10 protein-coding genes are annotated in these 15,245 nt (G+C 63.1%); 1 reads left to right on the top strand and 9 read right to left on the bottom strand.

Annotated elements, in window-relative coordinates; translation table 11 throughout:
* Positions 1 to 429 precede the first annotated feature (429 nt).
* From JZY06_RS08980 to JZY06_RS08955, 6 genes are all read right to left on the bottom strand, one after another.
* Complete coding sequence (locus tag JZY06_RS08980) at positions 430 to 2,235, bottom strand: ABC-F family ATP-binding cassette domain-containing protein (protein ID WP_207279216.1); 1,806 nt, start codon at positions 2,233 to 2,235, stop codon at positions 430 to 432.
* A gap of 144 nt (positions 2,236 to 2,379) precedes the next feature.
* Positions 2,380 to 3,396, bottom strand: a complete 1,017-nt coding sequence (locus JZY06_RS08975; RefSeq protein WP_242516880.1) for a 4-(cytidine 5'-diphospho)-2-C-methyl-D-erythritol kinase — start codon at positions 3,394 to 3,396, stop codon at positions 2,380 to 2,382.
* 65 nt (positions 3,397 to 3,461) lie between these two features.
* Positions 3,462 to 4,358, bottom strand: coding sequence for a 16S rRNA (adenine(1518)-N(6)/adenine(1519)-N(6))-dimethyltransferase RsmA (rsmA, locus tag JZY06_RS08970; protein WP_207279215.1), 897 nt, complete (start codon positions 4,356 to 4,358; stop codon positions 3,462 to 3,464).
* 295 nt (positions 4,359 to 4,653) lie between these two features.
* Positions 4,654 to 5,790, bottom strand: a complete 1,137-nt coding sequence (locus tag JZY06_RS12335) for a resuscitation-promoting factor (RefSeq protein ID WP_207279214.1) — start codon at positions 5,788 to 5,790, stop codon at positions 4,654 to 4,656.
* A gap of 608 nt (positions 5,791 to 6,398) precedes the next feature.
* Positions 6,399 to 7,094 carry a hypothetical protein gene (locus JZY06_RS08960; protein ID WP_207279213.1) on the bottom strand — a complete coding sequence of 232 codons (696 nt, stop codon included), beginning with the start codon at positions 7,092 to 7,094 and terminating at the stop codon, positions 6,399 to 6,401.
* Between the two features lie 813 nt (positions 7,095 to 7,907).
* A complete protein-coding gene (locus JZY06_RS08955) occupies positions 7,908 to 8,756 on the bottom strand; it encodes a TatD family hydrolase (RefSeq protein ID WP_207279212.1) in 849 nt (282 codons plus the stop codon).
* 250 nt (positions 8,757 to 9,006) lie between these two features.
* Here JZY06_RS08955 and JZY06_RS08950 point away from each other — a divergent pair, with 250 nt between their 5' ends.
* Positions 9,007 to 9,651, top strand: coding sequence for a TetR/AcrR family transcriptional regulator (locus JZY06_RS08950; protein ID WP_207279211.1), 645 nt, complete (start codon positions 9,007 to 9,009; stop codon positions 9,649 to 9,651).
* Positions 9,652 to 9,937: 286 nt separating this feature from the next.
* Here the strand turns inward: JZY06_RS08950 and metG are convergent, their stop codons facing one another.
* The 3 genes from metG to rsmI all read right to left on the bottom strand — a co-directional run bounded on the left by metG (position 9,938) and on the right by rsmI (position 15,235).
* A complete protein-coding gene (gene metG / locus JZY06_RS08945; protein WP_207279210.1) occupies positions 9,938 to 11,773 on the bottom strand; it encodes a methionine--tRNA ligase in 1,836 nt (611 codons plus the stop codon).
* A gap of 327 nt (positions 11,774 to 12,100) precedes the next feature.
* Positions 12,101 to 13,948 (bottom strand): BCCT family transporter, encoded by a 1,848-nt coding sequence (locus tag JZY06_RS08940; protein ID WP_377769048.1) that lies wholly within the window; start codon positions 13,946 to 13,948, stop codon positions 12,101 to 12,103.
* Positions 13,949 to 14,227: 279 nt separating this feature from the next.
* Positions 14,228 to 15,235 carry a 16S rRNA (cytidine(1402)-2'-O)-methyltransferase gene (gene rsmI, locus JZY06_RS08935; RefSeq protein ID WP_330617231.1) on the bottom strand — a complete coding sequence of 336 codons (1,008 nt, stop codon included), beginning with the start codon at positions 15,233 to 15,235 and terminating at the stop codon, positions 14,228 to 14,230.
* Positions 15,236 to 15,245: the final 10 nt, after the last annotated feature.

The raw sequence follows: 15,245 nt of genomic DNA, 5'->3' as shown, positions 1-15,245 counted from the left end.
GCAGGGCCTCCCACCGCCACCCACCACGTGGTGCACGCAGTCGACCCGGGCGTGCACCACTTTTTGTTTCCCTCTTCTTCCCCAGTGAACGGTTCCGGTTTTTTAAAAGCCGTGGCCCCTTGACCGCTGGGCCGGCGGGGAGAAAACACTGTTAGGAAAAGAAGGCGGCCACGCCGAACAGTGTCGGCAGCAGTCCCATGGGGAAGATGAACCGGCGATCGAAATTTCAGCGGGCCGTGGTGCCGTGGACTTTTCCGGTTTAGCCGCGGACCCGAGGATCACCAGTATCCCGGACTCCCGGAGTGCGGTGACAAACGGCTGCTGGTTCTTATCCGGCGCATGCGGTGCACATGCCCGCCGGACAGGCCGTATCCGACCACCCCAGCAACAGGTGTGCCGGGGTGGCGGGGGGAAGAAGCAGAAGGGGTTTTAGCCCTCCATTTTTTCGCCCAACTCCATCCACTCCATTTCCAGCTCCCCGCGCTCGTCGGCGATCGCGGCGAGCTGGGTGTTCAAATCGGCCAGTGCACCGGTGTCCATTTTTTCGCTGGCTTCCACCATCTGTTGGTGGATGGTGCGCTCCCTGGTGTCCAGTTTGGCGATTTTTCTTTCCAGCGACGCCATTTCCTTGCTGAGTTTGCGTTTTTCCGCCTGGCTCATGCCGTGGTCGGCGCCGTGGGTTTTCTTCTCGGCCCCGACAGAGGAAAGATCGACGTTTCTGTTGTCGTTGGCGCCGGCCGCCTGCCGTCTTTCCAGGTATTCCTCGATACCGCGCGGCAGGTTGGTCAGTTTTCCGTCGCCGAACAGCGCATAGGTGACGTCACAGATACGTTCGATGAGATACCTGTCGTGGGAGATCACCACCAGGGTGCCGGGCCAGGAGTCGAGCAGCGATTCCAGTTCCTGCAGGGTGTCGATGTCCAAATCGTTTGTCGGCTCATCAAGCAGCAGCAGGTTCGGTTCAGCCATCAGAACCCGGGTCAGCTGCAGCCGGCGTCGCTCCCCACCGGATAAATCCCCCACCGGGGTGCGTTGCCGTTTGGCGGAAAAACCCAGTCGTTCAGCCAGCTGGCTGGCGGAGATTTCTTTCTTCCCCAGCTGCACATAGGTGGCCACCGATTCGACCGCGTCCAGCAGCCGCTGGTCGGGGTCAAGATCGTCGAGTTCCTGTTTCAGCCACCCCAGACGCACGGTGCGCCCTTCAATGCGTTTACCGGTATCCAGGTCTTTTTCCCCGGCGATCGCCCGCAGCAGCGTGGTTTTTCCCGAACCATTGACACCGACCAGGCCGATGCGTTCCCCGGGACCCAACCGCCAGGTCAAATCATCAACCAGGACCCGGCCGTCGGGTGTGGAGATCGTGGCGTCTTCGAGTTCAACAACCACTTTGCCCTGACGTTTTTTCGAAAAAGCCAGCAGCTCGACCGAGTCCCGGGGCGGGGGCACATCACCGATGAGTGCTTCCGCGGCTTCGATGCGGTAGCGGGGTTTACTGGTTCTGGCCGGGGCACCGCGGCGCAGCCAGGCCAGTTCTTTGCGGGCCAGGTTTTGGCGCCGCTGTTCGGCGGCATCGGCCTGGCGGGCACGTTCGGCGCGGGCGAATGTCCAGTCGTTGTAGCCGCCCTCGTACACATCGACTGTGCCGTCGTGGACTTCCCAGGTGTGGGTGGCCACTGTGTCAAGAAACCAGCGGTCGTGGGTGACGACAACCACCGCCAGATTGCGGTTGAGCAGATGGTCGGCCAGCCACCGCACACCTTCCACATCCAGGTGGTTGGTCGGCTCATCAAGAACCACCAGGTCGAGTTCTTTGACCAGGGCGGCGGCCAGGTTGACTCGTCGCCGTTCCCCGCCGGAGAGTTCACCGACCTTTGTTTCCAGCCCCAGATCAACAATGCCCAGCCCGCCGAGAACTTCACGGACTTTCGCATTCGAGGCCCACTGGTAGATTTCCAGATCCAGCGGTCCGATCACCGCATCGGCGACCGTGTCATCCGGGTTCAGTTCCGCCCGCTGGGTGACCACCGCCATGCGCAGCCCACTGTTGAGCGACACCCGGCCGGAATCGGGTGGTTCGATGCCGGTGAGTACTTCCAGCAGCGTTGTTTTGCCGCCGCCGTTCAGCCCCACCACACCGATACGGTCACCGGACTGAACGCCCAGGCTGACCCGGTCGAGCAGGGTTTTCAAACCGAAGCTTTTGCTGACATTTTCCAGGTTGACGAGGTTGGCCACCCCACCATCCTAGAAACCGTGCCCACCGGGCCCCAAGCCCGGCCCCGTGGTTTCGGCAGACGGAAACCACCGGCAGGTGGAAAACCCGCATCACCTGCACCCCCGGTGGATGCCACCACCGGCCGGGGGATGCGGTGGGAGTGGTCAGCGCCCCGGCAGCGGGCTGTTGACGGCAATGACCCCGGGGGCCGGGCCGGTGGCTGTGACAGCGGTCGAGGCTTTACCCGAGTCGATGATTTCTTCGGCGACATCCTCGGCCTGTTGGGCGTTACGGCACAAAAACACGCATGTCGGACCCGATCCGGACACCATGCCCGCCACCGCCCCCGCCCGGGTGCCGGCCGCCAGTGTGGAGTGCAGTTTCGGCATGAGGCTCAGTGCCGCAGCCGAAAGATCATTGCGCAGGACACCCGCCAGCTGCAGGGGATCGCCGCTGGCCAAAGCGCGGGCAACACCCTGCGGGTCGGCCGGTGTGGATGGTCCGCGGCCCTCGGCGACCAGCTGATCGAAACGGGCGAAGACTTCCGGGGTGGATAAACCGGTGCGCTGCAGGGCCACCACCCAGTGGTAGGTGCCCCGGCACAGCATGGGCGTCAATTTCTCCCCGCGGCCGGTTCCCAGCCGGGTTTTACCCAGATAGGAAAAAGGAACGTCGCTGCCAAGTTCCAGACAGATACGCAGCACCGTCGCCTCATCCAGGGGGCCACCGCGATCACGCAGCAGTGCTTCCGCACCGGCGACCGCGGCAGCGGCATCGGCGGAACCACCGGCCATGCCACCGGCGGTGGGTATGCCTTTGACGATCGAGACTTCAAACACCGGAAACGATGTGACCCCACGGCGACGGTATTCCGCGACCACCAGATCAATGGCTTTCCACGCCAGGTTTGTGCTGTCGGTGGGCACATGGCGGGCTCCCAAACCGGTCACCGACAGGCTGTGCACGGCCGTGGCCGGATCAGCCGGTGCGGGATGGTCGCGCGGATCGTGGGCGGTGACCCGGACCCGGTCGGATAAATCCAGGGTCTGGAAAACACTGTTCAGCTCGTGGTAGCCGTCACTGCGGGCTGCGCCCACGCCCAGCAGCAGATTGATTTTCGCGTGGGCATCAAGCTCGACGACACTAAACCGTCCGGCACCGGGAAACATCGACTCGGCCATGAACTGTCACGATCCTTTCGCCCGGTGGTATCGCACCACCCGGGATGCGGTGGGTGGGATGGTTTTTACTGCTCCTGCTGCCGGTCATAGCGGGCCAGCCGGACGAAATCGTCCACTGCCAGTATCTCCCCCCGGGCGGAGGGCGAGATACCGGCACCGACCAAAGCCTCTTCGGCAGCGGCAGCAGAGCCGTAGAACTGTTTCAGGGCCGCCCGAAGGGTTTTGCGGCGCTGCGCGAAAGCAGCATCAACCAGGCGGAAGACATGTTGCCTGGTCGTCTCATCCTGCGGCCACGGGCAGCTGCCGGGGGCGAAACGCTCGATTTTCACCAGTGCCGAATCCACATTGGGAACCGGGTGGAAAACGGTGCGCGGCACCAGACCCACCCGGCTGACAGAGCCGAAAAACGAGGCTTTCACACTGGGAACCCCATAGACTTTCGACCCCGGTGCGGCAGCCAGCCGGTCAGCCACTTCCTTTTGCACCATCACCAGCACCCGGGTGAGGCTGGGGAATTCGGTGAGCATGTGGATGATGATCGGAACCGCCACATTGTAGGGAAGATTGGCCACCAGCGCCCGCGGCAGCGGGCAGCCGGCCGCGGTGAGCCGGTCACGGTCAAAAGTCATCGCATCGGCGTTGAACACGGTCAGTTTCTCTGCCAGTCCCGCCGCGTGGGTGGCAATAGTCGTTTCAAGAAGCGCCAGCATCGACGGGTCAATTTCGACGGCCGTGACGCTGCGGGCGGTATCCAAAAGACCAAGGGTCAGCGACCCCAGACCGGGTCCGACCTCGAGAACATCATCGCTGGCCCCGATCCCGGATGCGGCCACAATTTTTCGCACCGTATTCGGGTCGTGGAGAAAATTCTGCCCGAACTTCTTGGTCGGGGTGGCACCGGTGGCGGCTAAAATCGCCAGGATTTCTTTCGGTCCCAGATACTCCGCTTGAGGCTTGGTCATGACAACTCGGTTGTTCCCGTCGCTGGTTGGGTCGGTGGGGCGCAACAGAAAAAAACACGGCAGCGCCCGCATCCATGGCATACCGGCGGGAAGGTGAAAACAACAGACAACCAACAACCGGACCGGTGCCAGTTCATTCTATAAGGGGCACCGCTGCTGCCGTGGCCCCGGCACCGGTGGGGCGCCCCAGGCTGGCAGGCGCCCGGTCCCCGGTTGGGGTCCGGGCACACCCAACCCCACACTCAGTGGGGTGGATACGGGGCCTTTGTCCGGGTTTGCTCAGCCTCCGGGCGGGTCAGCGCCAGCCGAGTTTGCGGGTGCAGGCGGGCCAGGCACCCCAGCCCTGCCCGGCCAGAACTTTTTCGGCGATTTCGATTTGTTCTTCCCGGGAGGCCTGCCAGGCCTGCGGGGCATATTTCCCGCCGCCGAAAGCCAGCCAGGTGCTGGGGGTGAACTGCAGCCCGCCGGAAAAACCGTTGCCGGTGTTGATCGCCCAGTTCCCGGAGGCTTCGCACTGGGCGAGAATATCCCACCGGCTGCCCCCGGGTACCGGGGCGGCGGCGGGTTTGGTGCCGCGGGTAATGGTGGCGGGAACCGCCGGGGTGATCACCGTGTCCTCGATCACCGCGTCGGAGACCACCGCACCGTTTTCGGTGACGGTCTGCCGCACGGTGGTGCGGGTTCCCGGTCTCGGCGGGACGGTCACCTGTTCAGTGCCTTCGGCCATCTCCGGATCCTCGATGACCACCGGCTCAACCTCGAACACGCTGGTGGAGGTTTCGGTGGACACGGTCCGGCGGGTGATGGTGATGGTCTGCCCGTCGGTGACAGCCTCATCCACGCCCGGTTCAACGATATCTGCATCCCCCAGGCTGATACCCGCATCAGCCAGCACCCCGGCAACGGTGGTGGCCGCGGCCGTGACCTCGATCGGGGTGGTGCCGTCAATGACGGTGACATCTTTCGGGGTGGTGACTTTCAGACTCATTCCGGCCACCGGAAGCTCCGCGTCTTCCGGCTGGGACAACGAGTCGGCGGCATCGGCCAGATTGAGTTTTTTCACCAACTCCCCCACTGTCAGGGCCGTGGTGTCGAGGGTGCGTTGATCCCCGTCAACGGTCACCGACACCTGGCGGATGGAGCGGACGGTGATTGTCTGACCGTCAGTGATCCGGGTATCGGCCGGCGGGCTGACCAGATCGGACACCCCGTGATCGATATCCAGCTTGTCGAGCAGGTCACCGACAGTGCCGTTGAGAGCCGAAGCCTCGATGATCCGGCCGTTGGCGTCGATCTCGACATCTTTTTTCTGGGTCACCCCCAGTCCCCCGCCCACCAGCAGGGTCACCAGCATTCCCGAGGTGGCGATCCTCAAAGGCTTCGAAGTGGTCTGGTTCAACCGGCCGAAACCGGAGCGGCGTGAAGTGGCCATGGAAATAAACTGTCCCGTCCTTGGATGGGTTGTGTCAACACAACGCGACAACGCGGTCACCGGCAGCAGTGCGGGAGAAAAACGAGCGTTCCCCCTTATAAAAAGGGGACTTGTTCTGCTCCGTCATTGGGCTGCGCCGGTACCGCGGGCGGTAGCGTCGTTGGCGTTATCGAATTGAGACTACAGCGGCCGCACCCCGCACGTCGATACGACACTGCATCACAGCAATCACACACGACACACCAACACCGGCAGGAAGCACGGGTTCATTTTTTTCACCCCATCCGGAGGTGATCTTTCGGCCTGTTTCCTGCCGCCGCGGCAGTTCGGGCACGACCGGACAGGATTCGCCGACCCTACGGGTGCACAGATCCTCCCCCGGCAGGTGGCGGGGTCAAAACGCAACCGATACCGCATGCCGAGCCGGGGGCGGGAGCAGATGACGGAAAGAAAAACCCGGTTGACCACCCGGGGGTTTGCCCGAAATTTCAACAACCACCACAACCCTGGGAGAGGGCTGTGATGGTTGCCGAAACCGTGTGAAGGTCTTTTTTATCTGATCCGGAAAAAAGAATCCGTCTTTGTTCGCGGAAACGCCTTTATCCCGGCTACCTGCCGCAGCGGGCGTTGTATTCGGCCATGGCCTGCTGTGCCTGCTGCTGGGCCTGCTGCTGGGCATTCCCGCCCGCCCCCGGCAGTGTCAGGGCGAAGGCGAAAGCCGGTCCGCGGTGACAGTCAGCCGGAACAGCAACCGGGGCCGGAGCAGGAGCCGGTGCCGGTGCAGGCGCAGGTGCCGGAGCTGGCGCGGGTGCAGGTGCCTGGCGGACCGGTTCCTGCCTTGCCGCCGGCGCTGGGGCGGGAACCTGCTCGGTCACCGACACCACCTTGGTGACAGTGGTCGATTTCTCAATCACCGGGACAGGAGCGGGTGCGGGAGCCGGCGCAGGAGCGGGGGCCGGTGCCGGTGCCGGTGCCGGTGCAGATGGTTCCGCGCGGGCCGGTTCCGGGGCTTGCGACACGCTCGACTGTTCACTCGAGTGTTGCGTGGAGGTGGCGGTGGTATCCGCCGGAGTGGAAAAAACAGTGGTGGGAACGTGGGTGACAACTTCCTGGGTCACCGTGGTCACCGACGAAGAGCTGGCGGATGCAGCCATGCTGGCTGATGCTTCGGTGGCACTGTGGGTACCCCAGTACATTCCACCGGCAACCAACACGGCTGCTGCGGCGGCCCCCAGGCCCGCTTTCAACGGAACCGGCATAGATTTTTTGATGCGGCCATTTCGGCCCATCCTGTGTCGTCCCACGGGTTTCTCCTTACACGCTGTCTGTCCGCTGCGGCCGGTTGGCCCTGCGCATTACATCCGATCGACCCGCCTGTGCGGGGGTTGAAAAATCGGGTGTGGCATTGGCATTGGCACGGCACTCAGGGACAGCTGCCGTCCAGCTCCCCCCAACGGACCGGGGAGACCGTGGGGAATACATCCGCCACGCCACCCACATGATCCGTGCGTCATCGATCATTTTTTCGTACCGGCAGAGATATCCGTGGTCCGCCCTTCGACGTGAAACCACGGACCCTTGCCCGGCCCGACGCCCCCACCGCGCACACGGAGGGTAGCACTGTTGTCCGGCTTATCCGCTAGGCCAACCCGGTGCAGCTCCCACAGCACCAGTGAACAAGAACACACGTCCCTGGTGCACGGTATGAGGCGTCAGATCCAACAACTGAAATACTAAGGGACCGGACCCGCAGTGTCGAAGGTTTTGGGTGCAAAAAGGCAGGTGAAAGGTTGTTTCTCCACCCAAAGCGATCCCCATACCCCCTTATAGGAAGCACTTTTCGCCCACCACGGCACCTATTGCAGGCGGTCAGGATCCCCACCCCCGCCCCACCCCCACCGGCGGGCGCGCCCACCGCCCGGCGCAACGGGAATATTTTGGCTGCACACACTGTATAACCAGTGCCGCCAGGAGGGGTGCAGCCACAGGGGCGACACCAATTCCGAGAGGGTATCATCGTTAGCTGGCGGCATGATTTTCCCCACACCGGAGCTATGGGGCCGGCGGTATCGCCCGGCCCTTGCTTGGCCGGCCGGCACCACCGGCCGGAAAACCTGTCAGGCAGGTTCCGCCAGGCCGAAGACCCGGTCGAAGGTGGCCCCGACCTCATCGGCCAGATCCGCGACCCTCATTCCCCTGGCTTCGGCGATGCACAGGTAGGTATGACCGATCAGCGACGGTTCGTTTTTCCGCCCCCGGAACGGCTCCGGGGTCATGTAGGGCGCATCAGTTTCCACCAGCAGCTGGCCTGCCGGGGCCAGTGCTGCGGCCTGCCGGAGATGCCCGTTGTTTTTGAAGGTCACATTCCCGGTGAAGCTGAGCACGTAGCCGCGGTCGATGGCTTCACGGGCCACCTCGACAGGCGAGGAAAAACAGTGCAGCATCACCTCTTTCGGCTGCGGGGCATCAGCAAGAATCCGCAACAGGTCGGCGTCTGCTTCCCGGTTGTGGATCATCAGTGCTTTCCCGGTTTCCACCGCCAGATCAATATGCCAGCGCAGCGCGGCTTCCTGCATGTCCAGCGGGGCACAGCTGTCTGATTTCCCGATCCAGTAGGTGTCCAGCCCGGTCTCCCCGATAGCCACCACCCGGGGATCGGCGGCCAGCGCGGCCAGGCGTGTTTTCGTCTCTTGCGACAGCTCTGCCGCGCGGGTCGGGTGAATCGCCACAGCCGCATAGACCCGCGGATTGTCCCGGGCCACCGCCACGGCGGCGGCACATTCGTCCAGTCCATCACCGACGGTGCAGATTTTTTCCACTCCGGCATCGGCCGCCCGGTCAACGAAACCGGCTGCAGTCTCCGGTTCCCATCCACCACAGGACGCCAGGTGGGTGTGGGCATCGACCAGTCCCGGAATCCGGTCGGCGGGACAAGGCTGCGGACGGTTTTTCTTGCTCTTGGACATGCCGCCCATCCTAACGGGTTGCCACCGACCCTTTTGCCGGCCCGCTCCCCCACCGGCGGATGGCTGTTCTGACCGGTTGGCGACCTGTCGCCTTCCGCTTGCCGGTCACCGGCATGTGGGGCACATCCCGGACCAACAGCATCAAAATTGATACGCGGTGGCGGTGTTTATGCAGAACAGCCGGGCGAAAACCATTCTGGACCACAGTCCACCATGTTTCCGCACCCGGCAGTTGCTAGAATGGTCGACTATGACAGCCCCAGGAATGCACCCCCGCAAATCGGGCCCGAAACCGGCTTTCAGCCTTGAAGACGTCATAAATGCGGCTATTGATCTGGGGGTGGCGGAGTTTTCCATCACCTCCGTGGCACGGGTCTTGGGCGTGAAACCACCGAGTGTGTACCGGGTCGTCGAATCCCGCGATGACCTTCTCATGCTGTGTTTCAAACGCGCCGCTTCCACCATGGTCCTTCCCGATTCATCACTGAACTGGGTGGAGATGATCCGCTGGTACCACCAGCAGCTGTGGAAAGTCACCGGTGAGTTTCCGGGTATTGCCCGCGCTATTTTGGCGTCTCCGGGAAGCCATGTCGTTTTCCAGGATTACCTGCTGGAATTTAGCCGGAAGATGAAAGCATCCGGGATGCCGCACAACGAGAAAGCCGTCTATTTCGGTATTGATCTGATCGGCAAAATTGTCCTGGTTTCCCGGCTGGTGCAGGAAACCGCCTCCGACAAGCGCGCCATGGACAAGGCAACCCAGCAGCTGGCGAAACTGGCTACCTCCCCGGAGCAGACGGTTCCCACCCTGGATCCGGCGAAAAACGAGGAAATGATGAACGAGCAGATCGAGTTCGTCATCTCCGGTCTGAAAGCCATGACCGGCGACAAGTAACTTCCCGTCTTTTCCTTACCCCCACAGCATCACCCCGGCGCAAGCGCCGGGGTGTCATCGTATGGTCCGTCGGCGGTTTTTTTAAAAGGCCTTCTTCCTTGTGCGCCGGTTGTCTCTGTTTTTTTAGGGTGTGTGCCTGCCCGGGTCGGCAAAACTTGTTGCCGGTGTTTTTGTGCACCCCACACAGGCCATGGGGTGTGGCATGGCTGAGGCCTTCCCGGCGCAGTGTGACCGAGCCGGGAAGGCCGTCGGGACAACAGGGTGGTGGTTTTTTGCCGGATGATGGTCAGTCGCGGACCACGGGCGCCCATTCGGGGCCGGTTTCCGCCAGTTCCGGATCCAGTTTCGCAATCAGCGGCTTCGGTTTGGTCAGGACTGTGCCGGGCACCATCGGGGTGCGCTGCCAGGTGGCCTGCTGGTTGTCGTAGTCGCCCATGATCACCGGGTAGCTTCTGCCTTGCTCCGGCAGACCGTGGCCGACCGGTTCAACCGGCATGTCGTCTGTGACTTCCACGATCGTCGGGCTGGCGGCCCAGATGCCGTCGCGGCCGAGAGTCTCGTGGACTTTCTGCGCAATATGCGGCAGGTAGGGGGTCAACAGCGTGTTGCAGTCGCTGACCACCTGCAGGGCGGTCCACAACACGGTGGCCAGCCGCTCCCGCTGGGAGTCGTCTTTGGCCAGCTTCCACGGCTCCTGGGCGGCGATGTAGGCGTTGGCTTCACCAACCACATGCATCGCATGGGTGATACCGGCTTTAAACCGTGAATGCGCCAGGTTCTCGCCGACAATGCCGTAGGCGTCTTCGGCGAGCTTCAGGATTTTTTCGTCGTCGGCTTCCAGCTCACCGGGCTGGGGTACTTCACCGAAGTTTTTGTACGCCATCGACACGGTCCGGTTGACCAGGTTGCCCCAGCCGTTGGCCAGCTCGTTGTTGACGCGGCGGACAAATTCGTCCCAGGTGAAGTCGGTATCGGTGTTTTCCGGCCCGGCCACGGCGATGAAGTAGCGCAGCGGATCGGGTCCGAATTCTTTCAGGAAGTCCTTGACGTAGATGACGATCCCCTTCGACGAGGAGAACTTCGAACCCGACATGGTCAGGTATTCCGAGGACACCACCTCGGTGGGAAGCCGCAGGCAACCGAACTGGCCCTCACTGCCGCCCCGGTCACCCCGCCCGGCGTAGCCGAGCAGTTCGGCCGGCCAAATCTGGGAGTGGAAGGTGATGTTGTCTTTGCCCATGAAGTAGTAGGACACAGCCTCCGGGTCGGTCCAGAAGTCCTTCCAGGCATCCGGGTTGCCGGTGCGCCACGCCCACTCGATCGAGGAGGACAAATAGCCCACGACCGCATCAAACCAGACGTAGAGCTTTTTCGCGTCATTGTCGGCCCAGCCCTCGATCGGCACCGGAACACCCCAGTCGATGTCACGGGTCATCGCCCGGGGACGCAAGTCCTTGAGAAGATTCAGGGAGAACTTCAGTACATTCGGCCGCCAGTCGCTGCGGGTGGACAGCCACTGCTGCAAAGCGTTGGCCAGCGCGGGAAGATCGAGCAGAAAATGCTCGGTTTCGATGAACTTCGGGGTTTCGCCGTTGATTTTGGATACCGGGTCGATCAGGTCGGACGGATCGAGTTGGTTGCCGCAGTTGTCGCATTGGTCGCCGCGCGCCCCGTCGGCTTTGCAGATCGGGCAGGTGCCCTCAATGTAGCGGTCGGGAAGGGTACGGCCCGACGACGGCGAAATGGCGCCCATCGTGGTTTCTTTTTTCATGTACCCGTTGTCGTAGAGGCCGCGGAACAGTTCCTGGACGGTGGCGTAGTGGTTGCGGGTGGTCGTCCGGGTGAACAGGTCATAGGACAGGCCCAGTCCCGCCAGGTCCTCGACGATCTGCCGGTTGTAGCGGTCGGCCAGTTCCTGGACGCTCACGCCTTCTTTTTCGGCCTGCACCAGAAGCGGGGTGCCGTGCTCATCGGTGCCTGAGATCATCAGCACATTCTCGCCGCGCATTCGCATGAACCGGGCGAACACGTCGGAGGGGACACCGAAACCCGCCACGTGTCCGATGTGGCGGGGTCCGTTGGCATAGGGCCAGGCAACGGCAGTGAGCACATTCTTTGACATGCCCTCAAGCATAAACGTCCCCCGTCCCGGCGGCGTCCACCGGCCAGTGGGTGTCCACCACACGCGGCGGTGGCGCCGCCGGATCTGTGCGGCGGCGCTGCCCGGCGGCCGCATTTGCCGCGGCTGCCTGCGCGCCATCTGTGCCTGCCGGCCGAGTGGGGCGGGCTGAGCTTTTTTCTGCGGCAGGGACTTTAAAAAAGAAAAAACCCGCCCCCGCCCCGCCCCGTTGTGGCGGGGCGGGCGGGGGCGGGAAGAAGACGGTGCCACCCCGGGTGTGTTTGTTCGGGGCGGCTTGTCCTGGGGCTTGCGCCGGAATTTATTTCCCGGCTATTTCTTCAGCTGGTGGCCGTGGCCGGGGTGGGTCAGCTTGTGCAGACCTTTTTTCAGCCCCTCAATCTGCTGCTGGCGGGCGACGTGCTCCTGGTGGACACGGGCCTCGCGGGCCAGTTTCATGGCGAAACGCTGCTGGGCCTTGTGGTCCAGATACAGCGGGTCGTTGGACAGATCCTTGACGATTGCCACCATGAGCACCACCAGAATGAACAGGAAGGGGCTGGCGGCGATAATCGTGACGTTCTGCAGGTTCGACAGGGTGGATGCACCACCGGTGAACAGCAGCACCAGGCCGATGGCGGCGGTACCGACACCCCAGGAGGCGGTGATGAAACGGTTGGCGGTCAAGGCACCGTTTTGGGCCATCGATCCCATCACCGTCGACGCCGAGTCGGCGGAGGTGATGAAGAAGGTGGCCAGAAGGATCATGGCGATCACGGCCGCGGCAGCGCCACCGGGCAGCTTGTAGAGCAGGTCGAACAGCTGGCGCTTGGCGTCGCCGTCACCGTAGATCGACGAGCCGATCTCCTCGAAGTAGATGGCGGTTCCGCCGAAGATCGAGAACCACACCAGCGACACGGCGGAGGGAACCAGCACGATGGCGATGACGAATTCACGGATCGTGCGGCCGCGGGAAATCCGCGCCAGGAACATGCCGACGAAGGGGCTCCAGGAAATCCACCAGGCCCAGTAGAAGATGGTCCAGCCGGACAGCCAGCCGGCGGCTTCGCCGTTGTTGGAGTCGGCGGTGCGGGCGGTCATCTGGAAGAAATCAGACAGGTAGTTGCCGAACGCGGTGGGCACCATGTTCAGGATGAACACCGACGGCCCGAGCACGAAGACGAACACGGCCAAAAGACCGGCCAGCACCATGTTCAGGTTGGAGATGTACTGGATGCCCTTGGACACGCCGGTAACGGCCGAGATGACGAAGCAGACCGTCAGCACGGACACGATCACCAAAAGCCACAGGTTGTTCGGGTTCGACAGGCCCGGCTCGAAAGTGTCGGCCTGCAGATCGATCCAGCCGACCTTGGCCAGGCCGGCCCGGATCTGGGTGGCACCGATGCCCAGCGAGCAGGCGGTACCGAAGATGGTGGCGACAATTGCCAGCACGTCGATGATTTTGCCGACCACGCCGTTGGCGCCTTTTTCACCGATCAACGGCACGAAACAGCTCGACAGCAGCTGTTTGCGGCCCATGCGGAAAGTCGAGTAGGCGATACCCAGACCAACCACGGCGTACATGCACCACGGGTGCAGGGTCCAGTGGAACAGGGTGGTGGCCATCGCGCCACCAACGGATTCGGTGCCGATGCCGGGAACACCGGAACGGAAGTGGCTCAACGGCTCGGAGACACCGTAGAACATCAAACCGATGCCCATACCGGCGGCGAACATCATCGCGAACCAGCTGACGGTGGAAAACTCCGGGGCCTCATCGTCGCGGCCCAGCCGGATGGTGCCGAAACGGGAGAAAGCGACCGCCAGCATGAAGAACACGAAAGCGGTGCCGAAGAAGGTGAACGCCCAGCCGAGCTTGTCGATGACGCTGCCCAGGGCGTTGGTGGCGAAGTCAGAGAAATCGGCCGGGGCGAAAAGACCCCACACCACAATGGCGATGACCACAGCCATGGCCGTGCCAACGACTCCCCAGCTGATCGGCAGGTCGGATTTTTCACCGACCAGTTCGATCGGTTCCTCGCCGCCGGCGGTGCCGGCGACAACATCCTGGTTCGACAGCATGGTCGCCAGGGTTTCGGTGGCGGTCACGTCGGGGTTTTCGAAAACATGCACCGGATCATCGGTGTTCGGTGGGGTGGATTCGGCGCTGCCGTCCATGGCCACCTGGTAGCCGGCATCGGGGGATACGGTCTTCTCGTCAGCCTCGGACAGACGGTCGTCCGCGACCGAGGCGAACCCGTCCCCGGTACCGCCGGGCGGTGAATCTGGTCTCATATTGTCGGAATTGGTCATACTCTAAAAATCCTTTGAGACAGTCACATAAGCAACCTGGCCCGGCGCCAAGCGGGCGGGCAAACGGCAATCGCACCCTTATACGGTTGCGCAGCCACCCCTCAGCCAGCAGGAACACCCCTTAGGTCACGTCTTGATAACGATTCAGTTGTTGGCCTCAATAACGGCGGCGTACAGCCGGTTTTTCTTCACCCCGGTCATCGCCGCCACCTGCCCACAGGCGGCTTTAAGTTTCATCCCGGCGGCCACCAGTTGCCGAACTTCACCGATGAGCTCCCCCGGGTCGGGTTCGGCGGCCTGCCCGGGCGCGATCACCAGGGTGATCTCCCCGCGCAGCCCGTCGGCGCAGATATCGGCCAGCTCCCCCAGGCTGCCGCGAATGATTTCCTCGTGGATTTTCGTCATCTCCCGGGCCACGGCCGCCTGCCGGTCGGCGCCGAAGACCTCGGCCGCATCGGCAAGTGTCTGCCCGATCCGGTGCGGGGAGTCGAATAACACGGTCACAGCCGTATCGGAGTCGAGGTTTTTCAGCCAGGTTTTCCGCTGCCCCGATTTGCGCGGCGCGAAACCGGCGAAGGTAAACGCCCCGGCGGCAATTCCGCAGGCGGCCAGGGCCGTTGTTGCCGCCGACGGACCGGGGATCACGGTGACCGGAACACCCACACTGTGGGCCAGTTTCACGATCGGGAAGCCGGGATCGGCCACCACCGGCATCCCGGCGTCGGTGACCACCAGCACCAGGCTGTGTGCGGCCTGCTCCACCAGCTCCTCGGCCCGGCTGGTTTCGTTGTGTTCGAAATGGGACACCACTCTGGCGGTGATCTCCACGTGCAACCGCTCGGCCAACTGCCGGGTGCGTCTGGTGTCTTCGGCGGCAATGACATCGGCTCTTGCCAGCGCCGCGGCCAGCCGCGGGGAGGCATCCCAGATATTGCCCAGCGGGGTTCCCGCCAACACCACTCCCCTCTCCGGAAGCGGACAGGCGGCAAGAACAGCCGGGGGAAAAAGCGGCCCATGGGTGCTCTCCGCGGCGGAGTCCGGATCCGGGGAACCGGGGTGCCCCGGATCGTTCCCGGAAAGGCCGGCGGTCTGCTCGGGGATACTGGATTCTGGGGTGGTGTCGGGGCGTGCCATGCTTAAAGTGTGGCACACACCCTAAACT

This window comes from Corynebacterium mendelii, assembly GCF_017307055.1.
GTDB lineage: Bacteria > Actinomycetota > Actinomycetes > Mycobacteriales > Mycobacteriaceae > Corynebacterium > Corynebacterium mendelii.
Note: the sequence above shows the minus strand (reverse complement) of the source record. Positions and strands in the feature narration are given on the sequence as shown.

What these genes read in the sequence shown, in the direction of transcription:
- JZY06_RS08940 (WP_377769048.1), bottom strand. Translation starts at nt 13,948, where the DNA reads ATGGACGGCAGCGCCGAATCCACCCCACCGAACACCGATGATCCGGTG.
- metG (WP_207279210.1), bottom strand. Translation starts at nt 11,773, where the DNA reads ATGTCAAAGAATGTGCTCACTGCCGTTGCCTGGCCCTATGCCAACGGA.
- JZY06_RS08975 (WP_242516880.1), bottom strand. Translation starts at nt 3,396, where the DNA reads ATGGCCGAGTCGATGTTTCCCGGTGCCGGACGGTTTAGTGTCGTCGAG.
- JZY06_RS08955 (WP_207279212.1), bottom strand. Translation starts at nt 8,756, where the DNA reads ATGTCCAAGAGCAAGAAAAACCGTCCGCAGCCTTGTCCCGCCGACCGG.
- JZY06_RS12335 (WP_207279214.1), bottom strand. Translation starts at nt 5,790, where the DNA reads ATGGCCACTTCACGCCGCTCCGGTTTCGGCCGGTTGAACCAGACCACT.
- rsmA (WP_207279215.1), bottom strand. Translation starts at nt 4,358, where the DNA reads ATGACCAAGCCTCAAGCGGAGTATCTGGGACCGAAAGAAATCCTGGCG.
- JZY06_RS08950 (WP_207279211.1), top strand. Translation starts at nt 9,007, where the DNA reads ATGACAGCCCCAGGAATGCACCCCCGCAAATCGGGCCCGAAACCGGCT.